This is a genomic window from Streptomyces iakyrus (assembly GCF_000717055.1).
Lineage (GTDB): Bacteria > Actinomycetota > Actinomycetes > Streptomycetales > Streptomycetaceae > Streptomyces > Streptomyces iakyrus.
Genome location: NZ_JNXI01000030.1, coordinates 24729 through 46883, shown reverse-complemented (window position 1 = coordinate 46883; position 22155 = coordinate 24729). Strand labels below are relative to the sequence as shown.

Below are 22155 nucleotides of genomic sequence, written 5' to 3'. Positions count from 1 at the left end.
CGCCGGTGCGAATGATGCCGCAGCCGGTCGCTCCGCGCGGTCCGTGGGAGTCGGGGGCCTACTCATTGGCTCGCTCCGGTCCGTGTCGCGTGGGCCTGTTCGGCCGTCAGCAGCTTCCAGCCGTGGGCCAGAATCACCAGCTGGGTGGCGTCTTGTGCGCCTGTATCGGCGAGGAGTTGGTCGAGCGCGGCGCGCAGGTCGGCCGGGGCGATCTTGGCGGCGACGGCGATGTCGCGGGCATCGCTGTGTTCAGCGACGGCTCGGAGCAGCAGCAGCTGCTCCGGGCTGAGCTCCGGTGCTGGCCTGTCTGCCGTGGGAGAGGCCACCTGCTGGGCGGTGAACAGGCGGTGCACGATCACCGGGGGCTTGCAGCGGGGCGGGCAGTGGAGGTTCTCGCGGATGTCGCGGACGTACTGGCGGACGGTAACGGCCGACAGTTCGGTCTCCGTTGCGATCTCTTGAGCTGTGAGGCCGTGCGCGAGGTGCTGGGCGACGCGCTTCAGGGTCGGCGTCAGGGGTGTGATCGGTGCGCTGGTCGTCACGGGCGGAGTCACGGTGTCTCTTTCTCGACTGGGATGGACAGTCACCGGGGGAGATGCCGCCGGCCCCCGCGGGGGAAGGGGGCCGGCGGCACGGGCCCGTGCGCGGCAATCTGGATTCACGGGGTGCCGCGCACGGGGGCTCATGCGGCGGTGGGGTCGGGGCGTGCCCAGGCGGCTTCGGCGGCGAGGCGTTCGGACCACTGGATGTGGCCTTCGTCGAAGGCGGCATCGGCGAGGCGTATGCGCTGGACTTCGCCGGTTCCGGCCGGTGGGTAGGTGTGCTGGATGTCGCGCCACAGGCGTTGTAGGACGTAGTCGCGGTCGAGGGCGTGGGCGCCGTGCAGTTCCATGGCGTCTTGGGTGGACTGCACGGCCCACTGGTGGCCGAGGTATTTGGCGTTGATCAGGTCGGCGTCGCAGGGCAGGCCCTGGTCCAGGAGGTGCACGGACTGATAGGCCAGGATTCGTCCGGCGCGCAGGCGGGCCTCCATGTCACCGATGCGGTCCCGCAGGACCGGCAGCTCGGACAGGGTGCCTCGGTAGCGGGGACGGGTCTTGAGACGAGCAGTCGTGGTGGCCACGACCGCTTCGTGGATGCCGAGGCTGACTGCGGCCAGGTTGGGGCGGCCGTACAGGATGCTGCTGCTTTGGGCCACGCTCAGCCCCTGGCCGATCTCTCCGATCACGTTGTCCTCGGGGACGCGGACGTGGTCGAGGTCGAGGCGGCCGGCGGAGAAGCCGTGCAGGCCGAGGCCGGGGCGATGGTCGGAGACGGAGAGCCCGGGGCGGTCGGCTTCGACCATGAACGCGGTGAGTGCATGGGAGGTGCTCATTCCCGCCTGATCGGTTCGGGCGACGACGAGGTGGGCTCCTGCGAGGTGGCTGTTGCCGATGTGGATCTTGCTGCCGGTGATCACCCACTGGTTGCCGGCGCGTTCGGCGGTGGTTTCGATGCCGCCGATGTGTCCGCCTGCTCGCGGTTCGGTCACGGCGATCGACAGCAGCAGTGAACCGTCCGCGACACGGGGCAGCCAGCGGCCCTTCTGCTCGTAGGTGGCGAAGTGCAGCAGGGCACCGACGGGGATCAGGGTGGCCTGGAGGATGGCCGCGGCAGCCGCTGAGACGCAGGCGATGCGATGGATGAGGATGGTCTTGGCCACGTGTCCGGCGCCCAGCCCGCCGAAGGCGGATGGGACGGTGACGGCGAACCAGCCCCGTGCGGCCATCAGGTCGGCGACCTTGCGTTCCACCCTGCCTGGTGCGGTCTCCATGCGTGCGGCGCGTGGCGCGATGTGCTCGGTCGCGAAGGTGTCCGCCTCGTCCCACAGCAGGTTGTGGCGGGTGGTGAGGTAGGGGCGCAGCGCCGGTGGTGGTGTGGTGGGTGTGGCGGGCATGGTCGTCTCCCTCTGCCTGGGTGAAGGTCGCACGGTGGAGCGGCCGGGGATTGCCTGCGGCTTCCGGGCGGGGGGTGGTGGAACGGCCTAGCGGACGGGCGCGCGGGCGATGTGCTCCATAACCTGGGCGCCGGCGTCGATGACGATGTCCCTGAGCCGTCGGGCCTGGCTCAGGGGTCGCTTCTCGGGGTCGATGACGCACACCGTGCCCAGCACGGTGCCGCTGTCGTGGATGAGCGGTGCGCCGAAATAGGAGCGGATCCCGACCGCGTCGACCACGTGGTTGCCGCTGAAGCGCGGGCTGGCGTGCACGTCGTGCAGCGGGAGGGCCTTCTTGCGGGCCATGACCTCCGGGCACCAGCCGTGGTCGCGGCTCATGGTGCGGCCGACGATGACGTACCCGCTGTCCGCGGGCGGCTGATGCAGCCCGACGAAGGTCTGCTCCTCAAGGAAGAGATTGACGAACCCGTACAGGAACCCGGCCTGCGTGGCCATGTCGCGGGCCAGCTTGTCGAAGTCCTCGCTCGCCACGGTGGAAACGCCGAGGCGTTCCAGCAGCTCGTATCGCTGCGCCAGCTCGGTCGCTTGCTGGGCCTGCGGCCCGGTGACGGCGGCGCTGGCCGGGACGGACGGCCCGCGGGCGGCGTCCCGCAGGTTGCGGCGCGGCAAGGACAGTGCGGGTGGGGTGGTCGACGGTGCGAGGTAGGGGTCGCTGGGGTGCTGTGACATCAGGCGTCCTGGAGAGTGGTAGGGGGCGCGTGGCGAACGCGGCTTGCGGATGCGTTCTTTACGGCGTGGTCGACGAGGGTCAGCAGGACGCCTGCGACGTGGTTCGGGTCGCGGGCGTCACAGGTGACCACGGGTACCGAGGTGGGGAGTTCGAGGGCGGTACGGACCTGTTCGGGCAGGTAGCGGTGCGCTCCGTCGAACTGGTTGATGGCAACGACGAAGGGCAGGCCGATGTCTTCGCAGAAGCTGACGGGAGTGAAGCTGCTTTCCAGACGGCGGGTGTCGACCAGGACGACCGCGCCGACAGCTCCCCGGGAGAGGTCGTACCAGAGGTCGACGAACCTGTCCTGGCCGGGCGTGCCGAACAGAAACAGCTCCAGGGGCACGGGCGCGTCGGGCAGGCTGAGCCGGCCGAAGTCGAAGGCGACCGTGGTGGTCTTCTTCGCCTCGATGCCCGCCAGGCTGTCCACGTCCGCGCTCGCCTCGGTCAGGTACTCCTCCGTGCTCAGCGGCGTGATCTCGCTGACAGCACCCACGGCGGTCGTCTTGCCCGCGCCGAAGCCCCCGGCGATCACGATCTTCAGCACGGTCGGTGCACCGGCCTGCGGGCGCGGCGGAGTCTGCAGCACCACGGCCGGGTCATCCTGCCTGGGGGTAGGCGATGGCATCGGGCCACTTCCTCTTCAGGCCCGCTGAGAGGGCTGCCAGCAGCTGTGGGGTGGGGCCGTCATCCGCGTCCGGGGCGAATGCGGCGTAGGGGGAGGTGACGGGGACGACCAGGGCGTCGGCATCCAGGAGATCCGAGATGAGGATCTTGACGGCGGTGACGGGGCGACGGAGTCGGCCCGCCAGCTCGGTCACCGAACGCCGGTGCTCTCGGCACAGGGCAAGGATCTCCTCGCATTCCTCGGCCTGCGCCGGGCCGGGCCGCCCCGGCCCGGCGTCCAGCACGGTGTCCAGAGCGAGCAGATGCCGCGGCTTGGTGCGCCCGCGCGTCAAGGTGTAGGTCCGAACGAACGTCGACTCGTCGGCCGCACGGCCGTGTGCGCTCACCGGACCTCTCCGCCCGTGCCGACGCGAACGGGGATCAGCATGTAGGGGGCGAATTTCTGGACGAGGCGGCCCATCTCGAACCCGACGGTGCCCGCGTCGGCGTCCGTGGTGGCGATGACAGCGAGGATCGTGTCCACCTCACCGCGTTCGTTGCCGGGGTGGTTGTCGAAGGCCGCGCTGCGCCCGGCGCTCTGGACGAAGATCAGGCAGTCGTCTCGCTCGATGATGACCTGTCGGGCCGGCCTCTTCTTGTGGGTGGGGCCGGTGATGTTCGCCGCGAGGGAGGCAACTCCGCTGAGGGCGGCCGACAGTTCGTCAGCCCAGTCCTTGTCGACGTCGCTGTCCACCAGCCGCAGTCCGTCGCGCGACAGCAGGACTGCGTGCGTGACGCCCGTGACGTCGGAGGCGAACTGCCGCAGCAGCCAGGCCATGTTGTCCCGCTGTCCGCTTGCTGTCGTACCGGGTGCGGACGTGGCACTGGTCGCGTTGTTCATCTCAGGGTGGGTGCTCATAGAGATCGCTCCAGAAGGGGGGAGGGTCAGAGATTGGGCTGCTCTGTCGCGGACGGAGAAGATCCGGCGGTTCCGCCGGCCTGGATGCCGTTGCGGAAGGCAGCTGCGAGCCCTGGCGTCGCCCCGGTCACAGGGGCTTGCTCCCGCTCGCGCGGTGGACGGAACGAGCCAGCCTGGCGTCTACGCGTGGGAAGAGCAGGCGCATCAGCAGCGTGACCAGCCTCAGCGGCTCCCGGCGCCCCTGCGGTGCCGGAGTGTGTGACCTGGCCTGCCGTCGGGATGGTGGGAGGCGCGGCATCCTGCCGCGCCGTCGATGCGGAGGTGCGGGCTTCCTCGCGCAACGCGCCCGCGTCGTCCACCGAGGGAATCGCTACCAGGAGCCGTGCCGGGATGACGACCAGGGCGGTGGTGCCTCCCGTCACGTTCTCCTGCAGGAGAACGGACAGTCCATGCGACTGGGCGATCTTCGCGGCGACCAGCAAGCCGAGCTGGCCGGCGCGGACCTGCCCGCTGACGTCGACCTCGTCGGGGGCTTTGAGGAGCCGGTTCATCTGTGCTCGCGTCTGCGGATGCATGGGGATGGCCCGGTCCTCGACCTCGATCGCCAGCCCGTTTGCCACCCGCTGGGCACGCACCATCACCTTCGTCGCCGGATCGGAGCACTCACAGGCGTTCTCGATCAGCTCGGCCAGCAGGTGCGTCAGGTCCGGACCCACATGGCCTGGGAGACCCAGCTCGGCGCCCACCGACCCGGCCGCCACGGCCACACGCGGATACTGCACGACCTCGGAGATCGCGCCGCGCAGCGCGGTCGTGACCGGAACCGGCCGGCGCACGCTGCGCAGGGACTGCCCGCCCAGCACCGCCGTGCTCTCGACTTGGCGGCGCATCCGGGTCACAAGGTGATCGATCTCGAAGATCTTGGCCAGGAGCTCCGGGTCGTCGGTCAGCATCTCCAGCTGGCTCAGTGCCTGAAGTGCCTTGCCGACCAGAGCATGTTCGCGCATGGCCAGACGGCGCAGCACTTCCAGAAGGACGACGGACTGGGACTCGTCGTGCACGCGTATCAGCGACGCGACGGCCTGCACCTGGAGTGCACTCAACGCCCTGTTGATCTCGGAGTTCGGACCGGCCGGCTGCGGCGTCTGCGTGTCCGGCAGTGCCGGGCGTCCCCCGCGGCAGAGCTCGTCCGCCGACCACTGCACCGACTTCTCGACGGCCGCCGCTGCCCCGGTGACCGCTGTCAGCGTCGCTGCCCGGGCTTCCTCCACGACTGCCTGCACGGCTCCTGCGGCCGTTCGCGCTCCACGGTCCGCCACCAGCGCGATTCCGGCCAGCCCGCAGGCGAGGCCGAGCAGGAGCCAGCCGGAACCCATACCGGACATCGACCAGACGGTGAAGGCGGCTCCCAGCAGCGCGGCAAGCAGCAGCAGGGGCAGTGCCACGGTCCGGCGGACATGATGCAGGGTCAGCGCGTCGATCCGTGGAGGTCGGCGTCTGCGGTGGCCGGCTGGGACCGGTCGGAGCGGGAACGCACTGTCAGGCATGGGGAACCTCGTCAGTGGGGGAGGGGCGGCTCGAACGAGCTGCGACCCTGGGTCTTCACACATCTGTTGCGGTCTTCGCGATGCCGGTAAGGGCGTGGGTTCCACGCCCTCCACAGCGAGGTGCACAGGCACAACTGCGGGGCTCGCAGCCCCTCATCTGAAGCGTCGTTGCCAGAGGTCCGGCGTGCCTGTCTCAGTCTTCGTCGGCACCAGAGTGGGGTCGGTCCACACCCGGTTGAAGGTGTCGAGGCCCTGTGTTTCGATCAGGCGGGCCACAGTGTCGGTGGCCCGGCGCTGCTGCTCGACGGCCTTGGCACGCATCGGGCTCGAATGGAGTTTCAGGTAGCGGTCGGAGGCATGGGCACTGGCCTCGTCGGTCGACACCGGCTGCCCGAAGAGCTTGGTGGTGATCTGCCGATCTGCCCAGTAGGCGTGGCCTTCGACCAGGAACGGATAGTCCCGGTCCGCAATGCCGCGCTGGGCCGGGAAATAGCTGTCCTGCGCTGCCCACACCGCACCGTCGCTGGCCGCGTACTGGGCCAGGTGCGTCATCTCGTGCCCGAGCAGCTTGTGCAGAACTGGGATGTCGTCCAGCCGCCCAGCATGGTGCAGCGCCTCAGGCACGATGACCAGTTCCGGACGTCCGGGCTCAAGAGCCACGGCCTCGCCGAGCATCGTCGGCCAGAACATGTGCCTGGCGAGGAGTCTGGCGCGCCGCATCAGTAAGGCTTTGCTGCGGAAGGTGACGCTCAACTGCAGGGCCTCTGCGACCAGGTGCTGTTTCGAACTACGCCGGTGAGCCTGCGTCCAGTCGTCGACCGCCATGGTTCGGATGGTCACGGTGTCAGGCAGGGGCAGCCCAGTGACTGCCGAAACCAACGGAGCGGTCTCTGTACTGATCTGTTCGAGGCGTGCCCCGAGGGCTGCGAAGGCAGGGCCCGCTTCCTGGCGGATGACGACTCGCATGGTCTGAAAAATCCTTTGTCGCAGAACCGGTGAACAAGTGACTGGGCGGCGCATATCGGGCCATCGCGTATGGAGCGGATCAGCTACTCGCATAGGCGTAAGTGCTGTCCGCGGCCTGCTGGCCGAGGTGGACAGCCCTGCTGGAAGGCTGAACCGAGGGCTGAGCGCGTGCGGGAGGCACCGGACGGCCCGCCGCGCTGCTGCGGGAGGCGCAAGGCGTGGACAGCAGGTCAAGGAGCCGGGCGCTCTGGATCAGGCCCATGTGGCTGAACGCCTGCGGGAAGTTCCCCAGTTGACGCTGCTGAACGGGGTCGTGCTCCTCGGCCAGGAGCCCGACATCGTTGCGCAGCGCGAGAAGTCGCTCGAACAGGGCGTGAGCCTCGTCGAGACGGCCAGTCAGGGCCAAGGCGTCAACCAGCCAAAAGGAGCAGAGGATGAACGTCCCCTCATCCCCGGTGAGGCCGTCCACGCCGGTGCGCTCGCCGATGGTCGGATACCGGCGCACGAGCCCATCAGGCGTGGAGAGTTCACGGCGCACCGCATCCACGGTGCCGACGACACGAGGGTCGTCGGGTGGCAGGAAGCCAACCCGGGGAATCAGCAACGTGGCGGCATCCAGTTCCTGCGAGCCGTAGGACTGGGTGAAGGTGTTGCGCACCGGGTCGAAGCCCTTGGCGCAGACCTCGTGGTGGATCGTCGCCCGCAGCTCGATCAGAGGGGCCATGTCGATGTCGAGGGCGCCGGCCTGGGCAAGGCGGATGGTGCGGTCGACTGCCACCCAGGCCATCACCTTGGAGTGGACGAAGTGCCGGCGTGCCCCGCGGATCTCCCAGATCCCCTCGTCGGGCTCCTGCCAGCGCTGCGCCAGGTGCTCGATGAGTCGCTGGTGCAGCATGGCGGTGTCGGCGCAGTGGGCGACACCGCTCTCGTGCGCGAGGTACAGGGTCTCGATCACTTCGCCGTACACGTCGAGCTGGAGCTGGTCCGCCGCTCCGTTTCCGATCCGCACCGGCGTTGAGCCCTCGTATCCGGGCAGCCAGGGCAGCTCCCGTTCCCGCAGATCACGCTCCCCGGTGATCCCGTACATGATCTGCAGGTTCTCCGGGTCGCCGGCCACCGCACGCAGGAGCCACCGCCGCCATGCCTGCGCCTCCTGCCGGTATCCGGTCCCCAGCAGCGCGGCGAGCGTCGTGGAGGCGTCACGTAACCAGGTGAAGCGGTAGTCCCAGTTCCGGCTGCCGCCGATCTCCTCGGGCAGCGACGTAGTCGGCGCCGCGACGATCCCTCCGCTCGGCCCGTACGTCATTGCCTTCAGCGCGATCGAGGAACGGACCACGGGCTCGCGGTAGGGCCCGTGGTAGGTGCACTCCTGCGTCCAGTCCTGCCAGAACGTGAGCGTCTCGGCCAGCGCGGCCTCCGGGTCGGGAACGTCAGGCGCAGCCGCATGGGACGGACACCAAGTGAGCACGAACGCCACGTTCTGCCCGGCGGCGACGGCAAAGGCACTGACGACGACGCCGTCCTTCTCCACCTGCGGGACGCAGCTGTCGAGCCACAGAGCGTCCGCGCCGGCCTCCGCGACCATCCGCCCACCGACCTCGTGGATCCACGGGCTGACGCTGCCGTACCCCGGCCGGGGACGCATGGCCGAGACCATCACCACCTCGCCGGCCAGACCCTCGACGATCCGAATCACCTGCGGCGCCCCGTCACGCGGCGGCATGAAGTCCAGGACGCGGACCGAACCGACCGGTGTGCGCCACACCGATTCGAGAACGAGCGAATCACCGCAGTACCGGCGCTCGGCGACCACTTCGGAGCCGGACCGGTCAGCAGCATGCGCAGCCGGAGCGATCCGCCAGGTCCCGTGTTTCTGCGTGCCGAGCAGGCTGGCGAAGACGGCCGGCGAGTCGAAGCGGGGCAGGCACAGCCAGTCGATGGAACCGTCGTCGCAGACGTGGGCACTGGTCTGCATGTCGCCGATCAGACCGTACTGCTCGATACGTGGAAGACGCTTCATCGTGTGGACCTCCGTAGGCCCCGCGTATCCGGGGATGGCTTCGGGGTCGCCGTAGCGGCCGGGGACAGTTGGTAAGAGCGCTCGGTGACTACTGGAGCGGGGGACACCTGTTCTGCCTCGGCGCGGCATCCTCGCCTTGTGGACAGGCACGGCCGGTTGCTCGACCACCGTGCAGCTCCAACCAGGCCATGGGGCCGCCAATCAGGGCAATCAGAACTGCCCCAGCGACGGTCAGGTCCGAGGAACCGACGCGACCAGAACCAAACGGGCGCAGGCCGCTTCGCGCTCGAGGTGTGCGTCCTCGGCGGCCCAGGTGATCAGTCTCTCGCCGCAGGTCTGCCAGCGGAGGCGGGGCGGCCGACACATCACTGACAATCGGCGGAGGCTGAGGCTCAGGCGGCATGAGGAGCGTGGATGGCGCGGGGCGGGACATGCGACTCCTGCGTGTGGCGCGGGAAGTATTGCGATCAAAAACCGTCAGACAACGTCGTTGGTCTTGGGCAGCGAGATTCCGATGGAGTCCGGCGTGAAGCCCTCCTGCATGGGGAAGAGCGGGTCACCAAGGGCACGCAGGCACAGACGGTCGCCGGAGAACCCGGCACGGGCGTGCAGCCAGCGGTGGTTGTCCAGGAGGTACCCCTGGCCTGGCTCGAGGCGCAGGCGCCGCTGGCATCCCGTGATCGCGCGCCGGACGAACGGCAGATAGGGGTGGATTATCGGGCTCCACCGAGCCAGGCCGTCCTGCCGCAGACGGACGGATACACGCCCGTCGACGTGGACGGTGAAGACCTGCGACGGGTGTCCGGCGCCGGCGCCGAAGTAGGCGGTCCTGGGCTTGGAGAGCACGATGGCCGCGTCCCGCCCCTCGGCGCACAGGCTGGCGAGGACATCGTGCCCGTCGGCCAGCAGCACTTCACCGCCCTCGTCGGCCGGGTGCAGGCAGACGAGCAGCATCAGCCGCGGCGGATGGGGCACGCCGGCGCGTTCCGTGTGTGCCTCCAGTTCGCCATGACCGAGCCCGGCGAAGCCGATGCGGTGCGCATGGGTGCCCGTGTCGTAGATGGCGGTGAGCCCGTCGGAGCCACTGTGGGGATGCGGCACGATCCGCATCAGCCGCTCGGCGACGGCGAGCACCTCCTTGCGGGACAAGAGCCCGTCGACGGTCACGAGGCCGGTGTCCTGGAGCCGGGCAGCGCACGCTTCGACAGCGTGCGGCGCTCGGATGTCAACGTGGTGGGACGCGAAGAGCGTCCCGTAGCGAGCGGGGGCAACGCGCATCGACGTGCTCCTTAGATCGGCTTCGGTGCGGACAGACTGGGAAGTCACCGGGGTATGGGTAAAGCGACTGATTGTCGACCCGGGCAAATCGCCCAGCTCAGGTGCATCTTGTGCGCACCGTGCTACGTTCCGAGAGCCGGGATCACACACCCCAGGACGAGGACCGCAATGACGTACACGCCGCCCCTCTGGCCTGTCTCCGTGAAGGGCGTTGCCCTCGACGCGCAGAATCGCGTGCTGTTGCTCAAGAACGAGCGCGAGGAGTGGGAACTGCCCGGCGGGCGCCTGGAAATCGGGAACCCCGACGGCGCTGTGCCCACCGATGACAGCCCGGAGGCGGCGGTGGAACGAGAGATTCACGAGGAGACCGGCTGGGTGGTGAAAGCCGGACCTCTGATCGACGGTGGGGTGTGGATCTACGAGCCCGTCCCCGGCCGGAAGGTTCTGATCGTCACCTATGGCTGCACGGTGCTCACACCCGAGCAAGCGCCCGTCGTCAGCCATGAACACAAGCAACTCGGCATGTTCACCGCGGAGGAGGTACCGACTCTCAACATGCCGGAGGGCTACAAGCAGGCCGTGACCACGTGGTACCGGCGCGACGCCGTCGGCCTTGACGACTACGAGCGGATGTAGCCAGCCATGGTCGGTGGAGAGCTCGCCGCGGGCCCAAGCCGTAACGGCAAAGGATCCCGCCCATCGGCCCAGCACGCCCAGTGGCACTGGGCGACACCGCAGGCCGAACTCGTACTGGCGAAAGGGGACCTGGCCTCCGTCCTGCGCTTCTACAGGCGGGTGCACGGACTGAACCAGACCGAGCTCGGCGAACTCCTTGGCTACGACAAGACCTATATCTCCGCGCTTGAACTCGGGAAGCGCAGCCTGGACGACGTAGGGTCCCGGCGCTGCGTCTGCGAGTACCTGCGCCTGCCGCCGCACATTCTCGGTGTCACGGACGTAGCCGACACAGACCACCGGGCCATGCTGCAGTTTGGCGAGTCCACCGTTCGGCTCGCCGAGATCGCCAGGCAGTCTGGGCATGCAGCGGAGGCCGTCTCCGAACTCTGGCCGTTGGTCGCCCGGCTCGAAGCCCGTGTTGAGGACGGGCATACCGAGCGAGACGTCCTCCACCTGCTCGCCCGTGCCCGAGTAGGGCTCGGTGTCGCGCTGGGCAACGTCCTCCCGGAAGAGAGACTGAGTACGGCGGCCCGTTGGACGGCCAAGTGCCTGGATCTCGTCGAGTACTTCGAGGAGCCGGCGCTGACGTCGTACGCCCTGCGGATGCACGGGAACGAACTGCGCAAGGCACGCCTCGCGGGCGCCGCAGTGGAACGACTGTGCCGCGCCGCTGCCCTCGCGCCGGACAACGACGCCCGCGCCGCCGTCCTGCCGCTGTTGGCCCGGGCGGCTGGCGCGTTGGGCAACGCCGAGCTGTTCGACAGAGTGATGCGTGAGACGGAAGACTTGCTTTCCTCGGTGGATCACACCAGCCTGTTCAACCCGTTCTCGCTGCATGAGATCTGGCTCCGTGGACTGATCGCCACTGGGCGGGTCGATACGGCCATACGGCTGGTCGAGCAGACCCCGGTGCTCACAACGACGGTTGCGCCCCAGTGGCGAGTGATCGAACTGGTGACAGTCGGGCACGTGCAGCTGCTTGCCGACGACCGCAGCGGCGCGGTGGAGTCCCTGGACATGGCGGTACGGGAGGCGGTGGTGCAGAGACTTCCGCATCAGCTTCAGCGCATCATGCGCACGGCCACGGGCCATCTGCCCGAGATACACGACACCGCCGCACGGGCTCTGGATCGCCTGCGCTGCGAGATGGCGGCCTGACCTGATGGCGCGCTCGCTGGCATCAGCACGTGGGCCCAACACCGTCACGGTCCTTCGTCGGATGGAATGTGGAACTCCAGAGAACCGGGCCAACTCCTGCCTTGCCAGAGCAGATTTGATGCGCTGGTGATGCATCCATGTTGCATCGACGGGCATGACCTGGGTGTCTGCCCGGTCCTGGACGATGAAGGAATTCGGGGGTCTATGACATGGCACGCAGACGGCAGAGGCTTGCCCAGCGGCGCCAAGCGATGGGTCTGACGCAGGAGGGCCTGGCCGAACACCTCGGCGTGGATCGCTCCACTGTCGTGCGCTGGGAGGCGGGCACGGCGTCCCCACAGCCCTGGATGCGTCCACGCCTCGCTGAGATGCTCGGGGTGTCGGTCACCGAACTCGTCGAATTGTTGGAGCAGGAGACCGACCGGGCGCATGAGCGCGCCATGCTTCGCGAGCCGATGCCTTCCGGCCCTGCCCAGGTCGACCTCACGTCTGTGGCGGAGCTCCGGCGAGAGTACGACGAGCTCGCAGCCTCGTACGATCAGGCCCCGTCGGCGAGCCTGCTGGCGAAGGGGGGAGAGCAGCTCAGCCTGATCACCCTCATGGCGCGGAAGGGCACGCGTGGGCGAGCGGAGAGAGAGCTTCTCGCCCTCCAAGCGGACGCGCTCACACTCATGGGACAACTCGTCTGGGACGCCTCACAGAGGCGAGACCACGCCACAGCACGTGGCTTCTACGATGAGAGCGTCGTGGTCGCGCGGCGCCTGCGAGATCACACCCTCGAAGGACGTGCGCTCCTGCGGAGGTGTTACGTCGAGCTCTACGGCGCCCAGGACCCGCGGAGCGGCCTGGACCTGGCCCTCCGGGCAGCCGACACGGCTCGGACTACCAGCCCAGCCGTCACCGGGCTGGCATACCTCCATGCCGGCGAGGCGCACGCCATGCTCGGCGAGGCGAGCGACTGCGAGAGGGCCCTTGCCCAGGCCCAGCAGCAGCTGGAACAGACGGACGGGATGGACGCGGCCGCCGATCTCGTGTCCTCGACTCAGTTCGGCCGCTTGGCCGGGTCGTGCTACCTCTCACTGGGACAGCACCGGCGCGCACAGAAGTTCCTTGAGGCGACCGCTACAGAACTGCAAGATCGTCGGAAGTCACGCGCGATCGTTCTGGGAAACCTTACGCTCGCCTACATCCGCCAGGGCGAAATCGACGGTGCTGTGACTACGCTGTCCGAAGCCATCACCGAGTTGGAGAAGACACGGGGCGGCGGAGGACTGAACGTGGTCTTCGGCGCTGCTCGTGAGCTGGGGCCCTGGCGGCACGAGCGAATCGTCGCCGACGTCCACGACCGGCTGTTCGCTCTCATGACGACGGCGTAGGAGTGAGGAGAACCTGGGTGCCTGCAATGCAAGACGATGCCAAGCAACTCGTACGGACCCAGGTGTGGAACGCGCTCGACGCGGCCGGCGCGGTGTACGACGACACCGCCCATGGCCGCATCCCGAACTTCCGGGGCTCAGAGGAAGCCGCCGCCAGGCTGGCTGAGCTGGAGCACTGGAAGCAGGCCGGAGTCGTCAAGGCCGTGCCGGACAAGGCCCAGCTGGCGGTACGTGCGCGCGCCTTGGAGGAGGGCAAGCTCGTCTACATGGCCGTGCCGAAGCTGGCCTCCGCCAAGCCGTTCTACCTGCTCGACCCCGCCGCCTTGCAGGTGCCGGCGATCGAGGCTGCGACCAGCAAGGTAGCGGCCAGGATCGCACCCACTGTCGAGGTCGACGGCCTGCGGCCGGTGGACGTTGTGGTCCTGGGTAGTGTGGCCGTCAATCGGGACGGTGCCCGTATCGGTAAGGGGGCCGGCTACTCGGACCTCGAGTTCGCGCTCCTCACGGAGGCCGGGCTCGTCGGGGCAGAAACGCTGGTGGTCACCACCGTTCACTCGCTACAGGTGATCGACGTCCCCATCCCGATTACGGATCATGATGTGAACGTCGACCTGGTCATCACACCGGAAGAGGTCATTTCCTGCACTTCGCCGCGAAGGCCAGGAGGAATCTTCTGGGATCACCTCGATGAAAGCAAGATCGCTGAGATCCCCGCGCTGCAAGCGCGGGCGAAGCGGTAGCAATTCGTCGGAATCATTGCAGCCGAGCTGGGCAGGCGCGTCGGCAGCGCCGAAGATAAGCGCGCCGACTCTGTTCTTGTATGCTGACGCGGCGGCCAACGGCGGTCGCGGGTCATGTCCGCCACCACAGATCTCACCGCGCCCACCGCGAGCGCGGCGGAGCCGGCCGCCGCGGACACCGCTCGCCGCTGGGTCGACCTCGGCCGCTTCCGTGAACGGTCCCTGGCCCGGCCATCCTCGTGCTGAAGCTGATCGGGTTCATCGTCTCGCCGGCCTTCCTCACCGCCGACAACCTCATCGGCGTCGCCCAGCAGTCCGCCGAGCTGAGCCTGCTCGTCCTCGCCACCACCTTCATCCTCATCTGCGGACGGATGGGCCTGTACCTGGAGTCGACCATCGGTGTGGCTCCAGTCATCGCCGTGGGGCTCATGCTGCCCTCCAGCGACGGGCGGTTCATGGGCCTCGGGCTGTTCCCCGAATGGACGGCGGTCCCGCTTTGCCTCCTGGTCGGCGCGGTGAGCGGCGCCATCAACGGCTTCCTCATCCTCAAACTGCGCCTCAACGGCTTCATCGTCACCCTCGGCGCCCTGACCATGCTGAAGGCCTCCAGGTGGCTCTCTCCGACGGCCAGTCCATAGTGGAGTTGCCCTCTTCGTTCACCTACCTGGGCAAGGCATCCTGACTGGGCGTCCCGGCCGCGATCTGGAGCTGCGCGTTACTGTTCGCGGTGGGCGGCAGCGCGTTGGCGTGGCTTCGGCACGGGCGCGCTGTACGCGATCGGAGGCAACGCGGAGGTCGCCCGCACGGCGGGCATCCGCATCGACCGCATCGCCTGGGTGGTGCTGATCATCGGCAGTCTGCTCGCCGCGTTCGCCGGCATCCTCTACAGCGGACACTACGGCTCCATCTCCGCCACCCAGGGCAGCGGCTGGATCTTCCGGTCTTCGCCGCGACCGTCATCGGCGGCGCCAGCCTCAACGGCGGCAAGGGCTCCGTCTTCGGGCGCCCTCACCGGTCTGCTCACGCTCCAACTGGTCGTCAACGTCATGACTCTGGTGGGTGTACCGCCCCTGTGGAACCAGTTCCTCAACGGTGCGATCATCATCGTCGCCCTGATCATCTCCCTCTTCGCCTCCGGCGAGAAGCAGGAGTAGAGGCCGGTTCGCGGCGGCTCCGCCCCACACACAAGAGGCACCCTCGTGGCACTGACGGACGAGGCGATGGACAAGATCAAGGCGATGATCGTCGCCGGCGAACTCGCGCCCGGCACCCGCCTGCCCAAGGAGGACGTCCTGGACCGACAACTCGGCCTGTCCCGCAACTCGTTGCGCGCAGCCGTCCGCGCCCTGACCGCCATGCGGATCCTGGTCAGCAGGCCGGGCGACGGCACCAACCTTCTCGAGCCTGGAACCCCCCTCCTCCTCGAGACACTGTCCATTGCCGAAGACGTCTCCCAGGGCCGCGCCGCCTGCAACTGCTCCAGGTACGCAGACTGCTCGAACCCAGGCGACCGGACTGGCCGCGGCCGTGCTGCAACCGCATGGCCTGCAGGAACTCCGTGACATCCTCGACCGGTGCCGCTCTGCCGTCAGCGTCGAGGACTTCGTCGCCCACGACATCGCCTTCCACCTGCGCATCGTCGAAGCCGTCGGCAACCCGGTGCTCTCCATGCTCCTGCAGGTGCTCTCCACCCGCACCCAACGGGTTCGCATCGTCCGAGGCAGCCGCACCCGTGATGCGCTGAACAGTGCCACCAGGACCACGAGGAGATCCTCCGCGCACTCCAGGCCCGCGACGCGCTGCTCGTCGTCTCTGCGCGACCGTTCACATCTCCGTCGTCGAGCAGTGGCTGGCGACAAGCTGCGTTGACGACTGCCTCCGCCCCGATCGACGGCTGACGGTCCACGCCGGCCGATTCCCGGGAGGTCCTCCCCGGGATCGGGCCTCAGCTTGAATCGACCATCGGGCGTACTCATCGGGACTCGTGGAAGATAGCTCACGCCGGACCCCCGCGATGTCCTGGTTCTCCGCAGCCGCGCTGGCCCGGCTCCGCCGGGGCCGAGACCCACGGCGGCGCACGGCTGTTCAGGCGCTCCCCGGGTAGCGCCAGGCTCACTGGCATTCGCCCACGGCAGACGAGAAAGAGTCCCGAAAGACTGGAACCCTCTCCTGGGGCTATGTCAACGTACAACACCCCCGAACCGCGAGGTCGATAAGCGGCCCACGGCGTGACCCGATGAGGAGCTGCCTCATGTCGACGCACGCCTCCGATCCGTTCCGCTGGTTGCCTCCACCCTATTCAGTCCCGAAACAAAACACGCGCACTGCCAACACCTAGTCCCTGCGGGGTGTGACTAGCAACTGGGGGCGGAGCGCCCAGCGTAGCGCGATCGCAACATAGACCACGATCGCCGGTTGGCCAAACCGGCGATCGTGACGACCATTGAGGGAGTCCGGATTAGTCGTCCTTGACAAGGGAGTCGTTACGGGCGCACTAGAGCGGCGCAGTCCACGCATAGGAAGAGCACCTTCTGCTGCTTCCCTAATGGACGTTGCGACGGGACGATCGCTGGCGCTGCCGTCCCGCATCCTTCAGCGAGAAAGACGGAACCCCTTGTCCGGCTGATCTTTACAGTGGTGATGGTAGGAGCGATCTTGACGCAAGGTGGAAGTTATCGGCTTCTTACACCGGCTGAAGTGGCTGATTGGTTGAAGGTCAGCGAGTCGACGATCAAAAACAAGTATCGATCTTGGGGTCTGCGACCCCAAAAGGTCGGCCGACTTCTTAGATTTCGTGAGCGCGACATCGTCGCGTATCTGGAAAGGAGATATGGGTAATTTGATGCAACATATTAGGTCAGTGGACTGGTGGGCGGTCCGATAGTTGGCTCGGGTTTTCCAAAAATGCAAGGAAGACGCGAAGAGTGGTAGCTATCCCTGTACTGCTTCTCGCTGTGGCCACCCTTGGACAGTGCGCTATCGGGAGCCGGGTGGGCGGGGCGGACGGCAGAGAGAGAAGTCGTTTGAGAAGAAGGGGGCCGCTGATTCTTTTGCCGTCAAGGTAGAGCGGGAAAAGGACCTCGGAACCTATATCGCCCCCACGGGTCTGCTTGTTCCTCTCGTGACGGTTTACCGCGAGTTCATCGACTCAGGAAGCCGGGTCAATGGAACGCGGTACCAGTACGAGACGAGCCTTCGCCTCCACGTGGAGCCCTACTTTGGGGCCACTGCCATCGGTGCCGTCAAGCCCAAGCATCTCAACTCGTGGCTGAAGTGGATGGTGGAAGAACGTGGTTATGAGGAGAGTACGGCGATCAATCGCTATGAGACTCTCGCGGGTGTCTTCAGCTTCGCCATCGCCAACGAGTACATAACCAAGAACCCGTGCCACCACGTACGGGCTGGCCGCCAGCGCGTCAAGCGTAGGGCGAAGAAGACTATCCGGCTTCCGACATTGGCCGAGATCGAAGCGATAGCGACTCACCTGCCCGGCCCGTATCAGCTGCTCGTTTGGCTCATGGCGGGTTGCGGTCTACGGATCGGCGAGGCCACGGCGGTGACCCTACAGCAGTTCGACTTCGAGGCCGGCATTCTGTACGTGGATCGTCAGATCACGCAGGACGGAGCGAACGAGGACCCGAAGACCAAGCGACAGAAGGCCATCACCAAGGGCCGCGGCCGCGCCCACACTATCCGCCACCTCAAGTGGCGCGACCACGATGAAGGGCGTGCTGTGCCGCTTCCACGAACGATCGAGGCGAAGGTGAAGGAGCACCTGCGGTTGTACGGCACCTTCCGTGTAGAGAAGGGACTGAACCGCATGGAGGGCGATTACCTCTTCGCCAATGTCGGGCGCACCAACATCCTCATGTACTCGCTCGTGGATCGACTGTGGCGCAACGCCAGGAAAGCCGCGGGGATCACAAGGGAGATCACAACGCACTGGCTGCGCCACTTCTTTGCGTCTGCTGGGCTCGCCAGAGGAGTGCCCGTGACGGATATGGCTGAATGGCTTGGGCATCGGGACCCGAAGATCACCCTTCAAACCTACGCTCACGTCATGCCAGACGCCCCGGACCGTCTGCGATCTGTCATGGACGCCGTCTTCAACCTGGAGACGGAGCTCAGTCTGCCGCTCGAGTTCGAAGCGATGGTCGACGCGGCATAGAAAAGCACGGCCTTGAGGTCGCCAACCACCTGTTGGTGGCCTCAATACTGCACGTGAGTGTTGGCCCGGTACGGTCCGGATGCTGGTCATCCGGACCATCTACTGGCCCCGCCTCCGCGACGAGGATCCAGCGATACCTCGATGACCGCTGCCTCCCCCGGCGCCTCTGGCCAAGGCACATGATCATTGAACCTCAAGATTGCCGACAGAATCGCTCACTTTGGGAGTTCAGTGTCGCGATGCTGTTCTGGGGGGGGCTGATCTTCGGGAGGCGTTGTGCGTGAGGAGGCAAGAGCGCCTGGCTGCCTGTCACCCAGCGGATGGCACGCGTTGACTGCAGCGCTGGCCAGCAGTTCGCCTGCCGTTTTCTTCAGCCATACTGCAGCAAGAAATGCAAGCAGGCAAAGCGAAAAGACTGTGGGGTTCTGCCGTCGCGAGCGCACCTGCTGTCATTTTCGGTGTCGTCGTGGCGGGGTTCGGGCTCCGCAAGCACCGATCGCACGAAGCGGATGAGGCAGCATCGCATCCGTTCTTCTCTCCGCCGTAACGCGCCCGTCGCCGGCGGCGACGGGCCGTGGCTGGGCGCGGCACTCCTGCACCGCGTCTCAGCCAGCCGAAGCGACGTGGTCGGCTGGCTGCCCTTCGAAGAGCCGTGGCCCACCACCCCCGCCGAGGCCCGTGCAGCTGCCCGGCTCCCTGACGGCGCCGCAGTGTTCCTCGCCCCGGCCGTGATCACCGCCGAGCATCTGACCTTCGAATACCCGGCCACCGCCCGGGCGCTTATCAAGGCCCTGGCCCCCGGCCACATCACGGCATGCATGCTCCTTGGCCTAATCGGCCTGACCGCCAGCCACAACCGCCGCCTGCACACCCCGGCCGACGAGAGCGTCCCGGACGGCGAACCGCATCTGCTCGCCCCGGTCCACCTGCTGCTCGGCACCCCCTCCAGGGGTATCTCGGGCCACGCCGCACCCACCTGGTGGCCTGGCACCTGCCCGACTTCGCCGACCAGCTCACCCGCTACGCCAACACGGCCTACGTCGACCGCGGACTGCCCGAACTTGGCGACGAACTCATGCAGATCGGCGAAGAGTGGCTCGACACCCTGACCACCGAGTGGCTCCGCCTCGACGAGGCCCGCCCCGAAGTCACCGTCCGCCGCGACCACACCCCGGCAGCCTGGCTGCACGGCAAACGCATCCTCGTCCTGGGCGCCGGCGCCCTCGGCGCCCCCACCGCCGACATCTGCGCCCGCGGCGGTGCCACCCATATCACCCTCGTCGACTCCGCCAACGTGAACCCCGGCATCCAGGCCCGCCAGCCCTACACCGATGCCGATATCGGCCACCCCAAGGCCGCCGTTCTCGCCGACCGCCTCAACCAGATCGCCCCGCACACCACCCGCATCGAACCCGTCAGCGTCGACATCACCCGCGCCCTTCCCGGCCTCGACGTGCACTCCTTCGATCTGATCCTGGACTGCACCGCCAACCGCGTCGTGCGGGCCTACCTCGAGCGTGCCCGCCGCACCGACCCCGCACCCTGGCCCCACCTCGCCACCGTGATGATCGGCCACCAGGCCACCCGCGGCATCGCCGTGCTCTCGCTTCGAGGTGCCACCGGCGGCGGCACCGGCGTGCTGCGCCGCACCGCCCTGGCCGCCCGCACCGACCCCACCGGTGCCCTGGCAGATCTGGCCGAGGACTTCTTCCCCACCGAACCCCGCACCGAGCTCTTCCAACCCGAACCCGGCTGCTCGGACGCCACCTTCACCGGCTCGGCCGCCGATGTCACCGCCCTGGGCGGACAGCTCATGACCGGCATCCTCCACGCCCTGAACACCCCCGGAGACCGGTACACCATGGCCGCCCTGGCCGTCCGCACACCGGGTGGCCCCACCGACACCCAGCCCGCCGGACCGCGCTGGCTGACCTGGCCCAACGACACGACCGTCACCGACGACGCCACCGGCTACGACGTCCGAATCGCCCCCGCCGCCCTCGCCGAGATGCGCGCCGAAGCCCGCCGCGGCGCCCGCGTCCGCGGCCCCCGCGTCGAAACCGGCGGCATGCTCCTGGGTGCCATCGACGACTCCACCGGCATCATCTACGTCGACGAGGCCACCGGCCCGCCCCCGGACTCCCTGCTGACCGAGTCCTATTTCCAGCACGGCTTGGACGGCGTCGCCCGCCACCTCGCCGCCCGTCGGCAGGCGACCGGCAACACCAGCCGCTTCCTCGGCCTGTGGCACACCCACCCCCACTCCGCAGCCCTGCCCAGCGCCACCGACCGCACGGCCATTGAACAGCTCACCCTGCCCCTCGACGACGCCCCCGCCCGCGCCCTCGTCCTGATCGCCGGAGGACCCCAACCCGTCTGGCACAAATGGCTCACCACCGCAGACGCGCCCAACCTCTACGCCCGCCTCGCCACCCGCACCACCGCAGCCACCACCCCACCGGCCGCCTTCCACCTCGGCTGCCTGCGCGCCCTGCACGACTGCGACCTCCTCGACCGCATCCGCGTCGTCTCCGGCATCTCTGGCGGCTCCCTCCTCGCCGCCCTGTGGGCCTACGGCCCCCAAGATTTCAACGACTTCGACGCCCACACCACCGACCTCCTGCGCTCCGGCATGCAACTGGATATCGCACGCCGGGCGTTCAAGCCCTCTGCAGTTGCCCGCAACCTAACCACGGCCGCCTGCGCAGGCCCCCGCCAACTCTTCACCCGTGGCACTGACATCAGCGTCGCCCGACCCGCCAACCGTACCGACGCCCTGGCCGGCCTCCTCACGGACAAGGCCTTCGGCGCCAAGACCATGGCCGACGTCACCCATCCAGGCCTCGACGTCGTCCTCACCGCCACCGACCTGGCCACCACCAACGCCGTCCGCTTCGGCAGCGCCCGCAGCGGCTGCTCCCGCTACGGCACCATCACCGAACCCATCCGCGTCGCCACCGCCGTGGCCGCCTCCGCCGCCTACCCCGCCCTCCTGCCGGCTCTGGAACGCACCTTCACCTTCCAGCACCGCGACGGACACCACGAGCAGCACACCGTGCTGCTCACGGACGGCGGCGTCTACGACAACCTTGGCCTGTCCGTCCGCGAACCAGGCCGCTCACCCCACCACACCCCACACGTCTACGACGTGCCCTTCATCAGCGCCTGCGACGCCGGCCTGGGCGACCTCACCCTGAAGGCACCACACTTCATGGCCGGACGCCTCAACCGATCCTTCGCCGCCGTCCCCCGCAAAGCCCAGGACTCCGCCCGCTCCCGCCTGCACGAATGGGCCGCGAGCGGACGCATCGACGGCTTCGCCTTGGCCTACCTCGGCATGAAAGACGACCGCCGCCCAGCACCGCCCGCCGCCCTCGTCCCCCGCAGCACCGTCGCCACGTACCCCACCAACTTCGCTGCCATGAGCCGCACCCACTTTCACGCCATCACCACCCGCGGCGAACAACTCATGCGCACCGTCTGCCGATGTGCCTGTCCACCTCCCAGCACGCGACCATTGCTCGTGCAGCGGGCGCGGACCCAGGAAGGGCGGGAGGGAACGCGGGGAGGCGGTAGCGAGGGCCGATGCTGGTCAGAACTTGGCCTACCAAGGAGAGCGCACCAACTCGCATGGTTGTCAGTGGCGTTGGCTATGATGGCCGTGGTTAACGAGATCCTTGAAAGGCACGGTGCATCGGTGATGATGGCCAACCGCCACAGTGCTCCAGCTGAGGAGCAATAGGCGCGCCTGGCCGGCGCTCTCCTGTTGCGACGCCCGCTGGGCGGCGACGCTGTGACGTGAATCCAGCGCAGGCTGAACCCTGCCCGGACTCAGGTGACGGCGCTCCGACGGAGTATGGGAGGGCCCTACTTGTCTGCCACCTCTTCTACCTGCGACCACCGCGTGTATCACGTTGTTGTCGTCGCTCTGGTATCTGTCATCACTGGGCTGGTTGTGGGGATCGGCTTCGTTGCTCTTGGCCAGACCCCCCTC

At 67.8% G+C, this 22155-nt stretch carries 20 protein-coding genes and 1 pseudogene; 11 read left to right on the top strand and 10 right to left on the bottom strand.

Going from position 1 to position 22155, the window contains the following annotated elements:
- Nucleotides 1–62: 62 nt before the first annotated feature.
- The 10 genes from OO68_RS36175 to OO68_RS36130 all read right to left on the bottom strand — a co-directional run bounded on the left by OO68_RS36175 (nt 63) and on the right by OO68_RS36130 (nt 10041).
- Complete coding sequence (locus OO68_RS36175; protein ID WP_245237306.1) at nt 63–542, bottom strand: LuxR C-terminal-related transcriptional regulator; 480 nt, start codon at nt 540–542, stop codon at nt 63–65.
- Between the two features lie 140 nt (nt 543–682).
- Nucleotides 683–1936: an acyl-CoA dehydrogenase family protein gene (locus tag OO68_RS36170; RefSeq protein WP_033313612.1), complete on the bottom strand. Its 1254-nt coding sequence runs from the start codon at nt 1934–1936 to the stop codon at nt 683–685.
- Nucleotides 1937–2023: 87 nt separating this feature from the next.
- Nucleotides 2024–2665 carry a GAF domain-containing protein gene (locus tag OO68_RS36165; RefSeq protein ID WP_033313610.1) on the bottom strand — a complete coding sequence of 214 codons (642 nt, stop codon included), beginning with the start codon at nt 2663–2665 and terminating at the stop codon, nt 2024–2026.
- Nucleotides 2665–3252, bottom strand: a complete 588-nt coding sequence (locus OO68_RS36160) for a GTP-binding protein (RefSeq protein WP_033313724.1) — start codon at nt 3250–3252, stop codon at nt 2665–2667. The genes OO68_RS36165 and OO68_RS36160 overlap by 1 nt, the downstream gene beginning before the upstream one ends.
- 52 nt (nt 3253–3304) lie before the next feature.
- Nucleotides 3305–3718, bottom strand: a complete 414-nt coding sequence (locus OO68_RS36155; protein WP_033313608.1) for a DUF742 domain-containing protein — start codon at nt 3716–3718, stop codon at nt 3305–3307.
- Entirely contained in the window at nt 3715–4230 is a 516-nt protein-coding gene (locus tag OO68_RS36150) for a roadblock/LC7 domain-containing protein (RefSeq protein ID WP_033313606.1), read from the bottom strand. The genes OO68_RS36155 and OO68_RS36150 overlap by 4 nt, the downstream gene beginning before the upstream one ends.
- A 26-nt stretch (nt 4231–4256) precedes the next feature.
- Complete coding sequence (locus tag OO68_RS36145) at nt 4257–5777, bottom strand: sensor histidine kinase (RefSeq protein WP_106974508.1); 1521 nt, start codon at nt 5775–5777, stop codon at nt 4257–4259.
- A 153-nt stretch (nt 5778–5930) separates the two neighbouring features.
- Nucleotides 5931–6602: a zinc-dependent metalloprotease gene (locus OO68_RS46485; protein WP_157852797.1), complete on the bottom strand. Its 672-nt coding sequence runs from the start codon at nt 6600–6602 to the stop codon at nt 5931–5933.
- A gap of 220 nt (nt 6603–6822) precedes the next feature.
- The gene (locus OO68_RS36135) at nt 6823–8763 is read right to left on the bottom strand and encodes a glycoside hydrolase family 15 protein (RefSeq protein ID WP_078625674.1); all 1941 of its coding nucleotides are present in this window, start codon (nt 8761–8763) and stop codon (nt 6823–6825) included.
- A gap of 477 nt (nt 8764–9240) precedes the next feature.
- Nucleotides 9241–10041 carry a TauD/TfdA family dioxygenase gene (locus OO68_RS36130; RefSeq protein ID WP_051814931.1) on the bottom strand — a complete coding sequence of 267 codons (801 nt, stop codon included), beginning with the start codon at nt 10039–10041 and terminating at the stop codon, nt 9241–9243.
- Nucleotides 10042–10209: 168 nt separating this feature from the next.
- Between OO68_RS36130 and OO68_RS36125 the strand changes: the two genes are divergently transcribed.
- From OO68_RS36125 to OO68_RS47025, 11 genes and pseudogenes are all read left to right on the top strand, one after another.
- Entirely contained in the window at nt 10210–10677 is a 468-nt protein-coding gene (locus OO68_RS36125) for an NUDIX hydrolase (RefSeq protein WP_033313602.1), read from the top strand.
- A gap of 6 nt (nt 10678–10683) precedes the next feature.
- A complete protein-coding gene (locus OO68_RS45865) occupies nt 10684–11877 on the top strand; it encodes a helix-turn-helix domain-containing protein (RefSeq protein WP_106974506.1) in 1194 nt (397 codons plus the stop codon).
- Nucleotides 11878–12086: 209 nt separating this feature from the next.
- Nucleotides 12087–13253 carry a helix-turn-helix transcriptional regulator gene (locus tag OO68_RS36115; RefSeq protein ID WP_033313600.1) on the top strand — a complete coding sequence of 389 codons (1167 nt, stop codon included), beginning with the start codon at nt 12087–12089 and terminating at the stop codon, nt 13251–13253.
- Between the two features lie 26 nt (nt 13254–13279).
- On the top strand, nt 13280–13993 hold the full coding sequence (locus tag OO68_RS36110; RefSeq protein ID WP_033313598.1) for a 5-formyltetrahydrofolate cyclo-ligase: 714 nt from the start codon (nt 13280–13282) through the stop codon (nt 13991–13993).
- 114 nt (nt 13994–14107) lie between these two features.
- Nucleotides 14108–14239, top strand: a complete 132-nt coding sequence (locus OO68_RS48380; protein ID WP_280922558.1) for a hypothetical protein — start codon at nt 14108–14110, stop codon at nt 14237–14239.
- A complete protein-coding gene (locus tag OO68_RS47990) occupies nt 14233–14631 on the top strand; it encodes an ABC transporter permease (RefSeq protein ID WP_078625672.1) in 399 nt (132 codons plus the stop codon). Before OO68_RS48380 ends, OO68_RS47990 begins: the two co-directional genes overlap by 7 nt.
- A gap of 129 nt (nt 14632–14760) precedes the next feature.
- A complete protein-coding gene (locus OO68_RS47985) occupies nt 14761–15147 on the top strand; it encodes an ABC transporter permease subunit (protein ID WP_078625671.1) in 387 nt (128 codons plus the stop codon).
- Between the two features lie 45 nt (nt 15148–15192).
- A pseudogene (locus tag OO68_RS46480) lies at nt 15193–15857 on the top strand (FadR/GntR family transcriptional regulator); the annotation flags it as partial.
- 776 nt (nt 15858–16633) lie between these two features.
- On the top strand, nt 16634–16831 hold the full coding sequence (locus OO68_RS44760) for a helix-turn-helix domain-containing protein (RefSeq protein ID WP_078625685.1): 198 nt from the start codon (nt 16634–16636) through the stop codon (nt 16829–16831).
- Nucleotides 16832–16964: 133 nt separating this feature from the next.
- Nucleotides 16965–18161: a tyrosine-type recombinase/integrase gene (locus OO68_RS36095; RefSeq protein ID WP_157852796.1), complete on the top strand. Its 1197-nt coding sequence runs from the start codon at nt 16965–16967 to the stop codon at nt 18159–18161.
- A gap of 979 nt (nt 18162–19140) precedes the next feature.
- Nucleotides 19141–21903: a ThiF family adenylyltransferase gene (locus OO68_RS47025; protein ID WP_051814930.1), complete on the top strand. Its 2763-nt coding sequence runs from the start codon at nt 19141–19143 to the stop codon at nt 21901–21903.
- The last annotated feature ends 252 nt before the right edge of the window (nt 21904–22155 follow it).

Coding starts and splice junctions, on each gene's coding strand:
- OO68_RS44760 (WP_078625685.1), top strand. CDS start 16,634: ATGGTAGGAGCGATCTTGACGCAAGGTGGAAGTTATCGGCTTCTTACA.
- OO68_RS48380 (WP_280922558.1), top strand. CDS start 14,108: ATGTCCGCCACCACAGATCTCACCGCGCCCACCGCGAGCGCGGCGGAG.
- OO68_RS36170 (WP_033313612.1), bottom strand. CDS start 1,936: ATGCCCGCCACACCCACCACACCACCACCGGCGCTGCGCCCCTACCTC.
- OO68_RS36165 (WP_033313610.1), bottom strand. CDS start 2,665: ATGTCACAGCACCCCAGCGACCCCTACCTCGCACCGTCGACCACCCCA.
- OO68_RS36135 (WP_078625674.1), bottom strand. CDS start 8,763: ATGAAGCGTCTTCCACGTATCGAGCAGTACGGTCTGATCGGCGACATG.
- OO68_RS36115 (WP_033313600.1), top strand. CDS start 12,087: ATGGCACGCAGACGGCAGAGGCTTGCCCAGCGGCGCCAAGCGATGGGT.
- OO68_RS36145 (WP_106974508.1), bottom strand. CDS start 5,777: ATGCCTGACAGTGCGTTCCCGCTCCGACCGGTCCCAGCCGGCCACCGC.
- OO68_RS36150 (WP_033313606.1), bottom strand. CDS start 4,230: ATGAGCACCCACCCTGAGATGAACAACGCGACCAGTGCCACGTCCGCA.
- OO68_RS45865 (WP_106974506.1), top strand. CDS start 10,684: ATGGTCGGTGGAGAGCTCGCCGCGGGCCCAAGCCGTAACGGCAAAGGA.
- OO68_RS36110 (WP_033313598.1), top strand. CDS start 13,280: ATGCAAGACGATGCCAAGCAACTCGTACGGACCCAGGTGTGGAACGCG.
- OO68_RS46485 (WP_157852797.1), bottom strand. CDS start 6,602: ATGGCGGTCGACGACTGGACGCAGGCTCACCGGCGTAGTTCGAAACAG.
- OO68_RS36125 (WP_033313602.1), top strand. CDS start 10,210: ATGACGTACACGCCGCCCCTCTGGCCTGTCTCCGTGAAGGGCGTTGCC.
- OO68_RS36130 (WP_051814931.1), bottom strand. CDS start 10,041: ATGCGCGTTGCCCCCGCTCGCTACGGGACGCTCTTCGCGTCCCACCAC.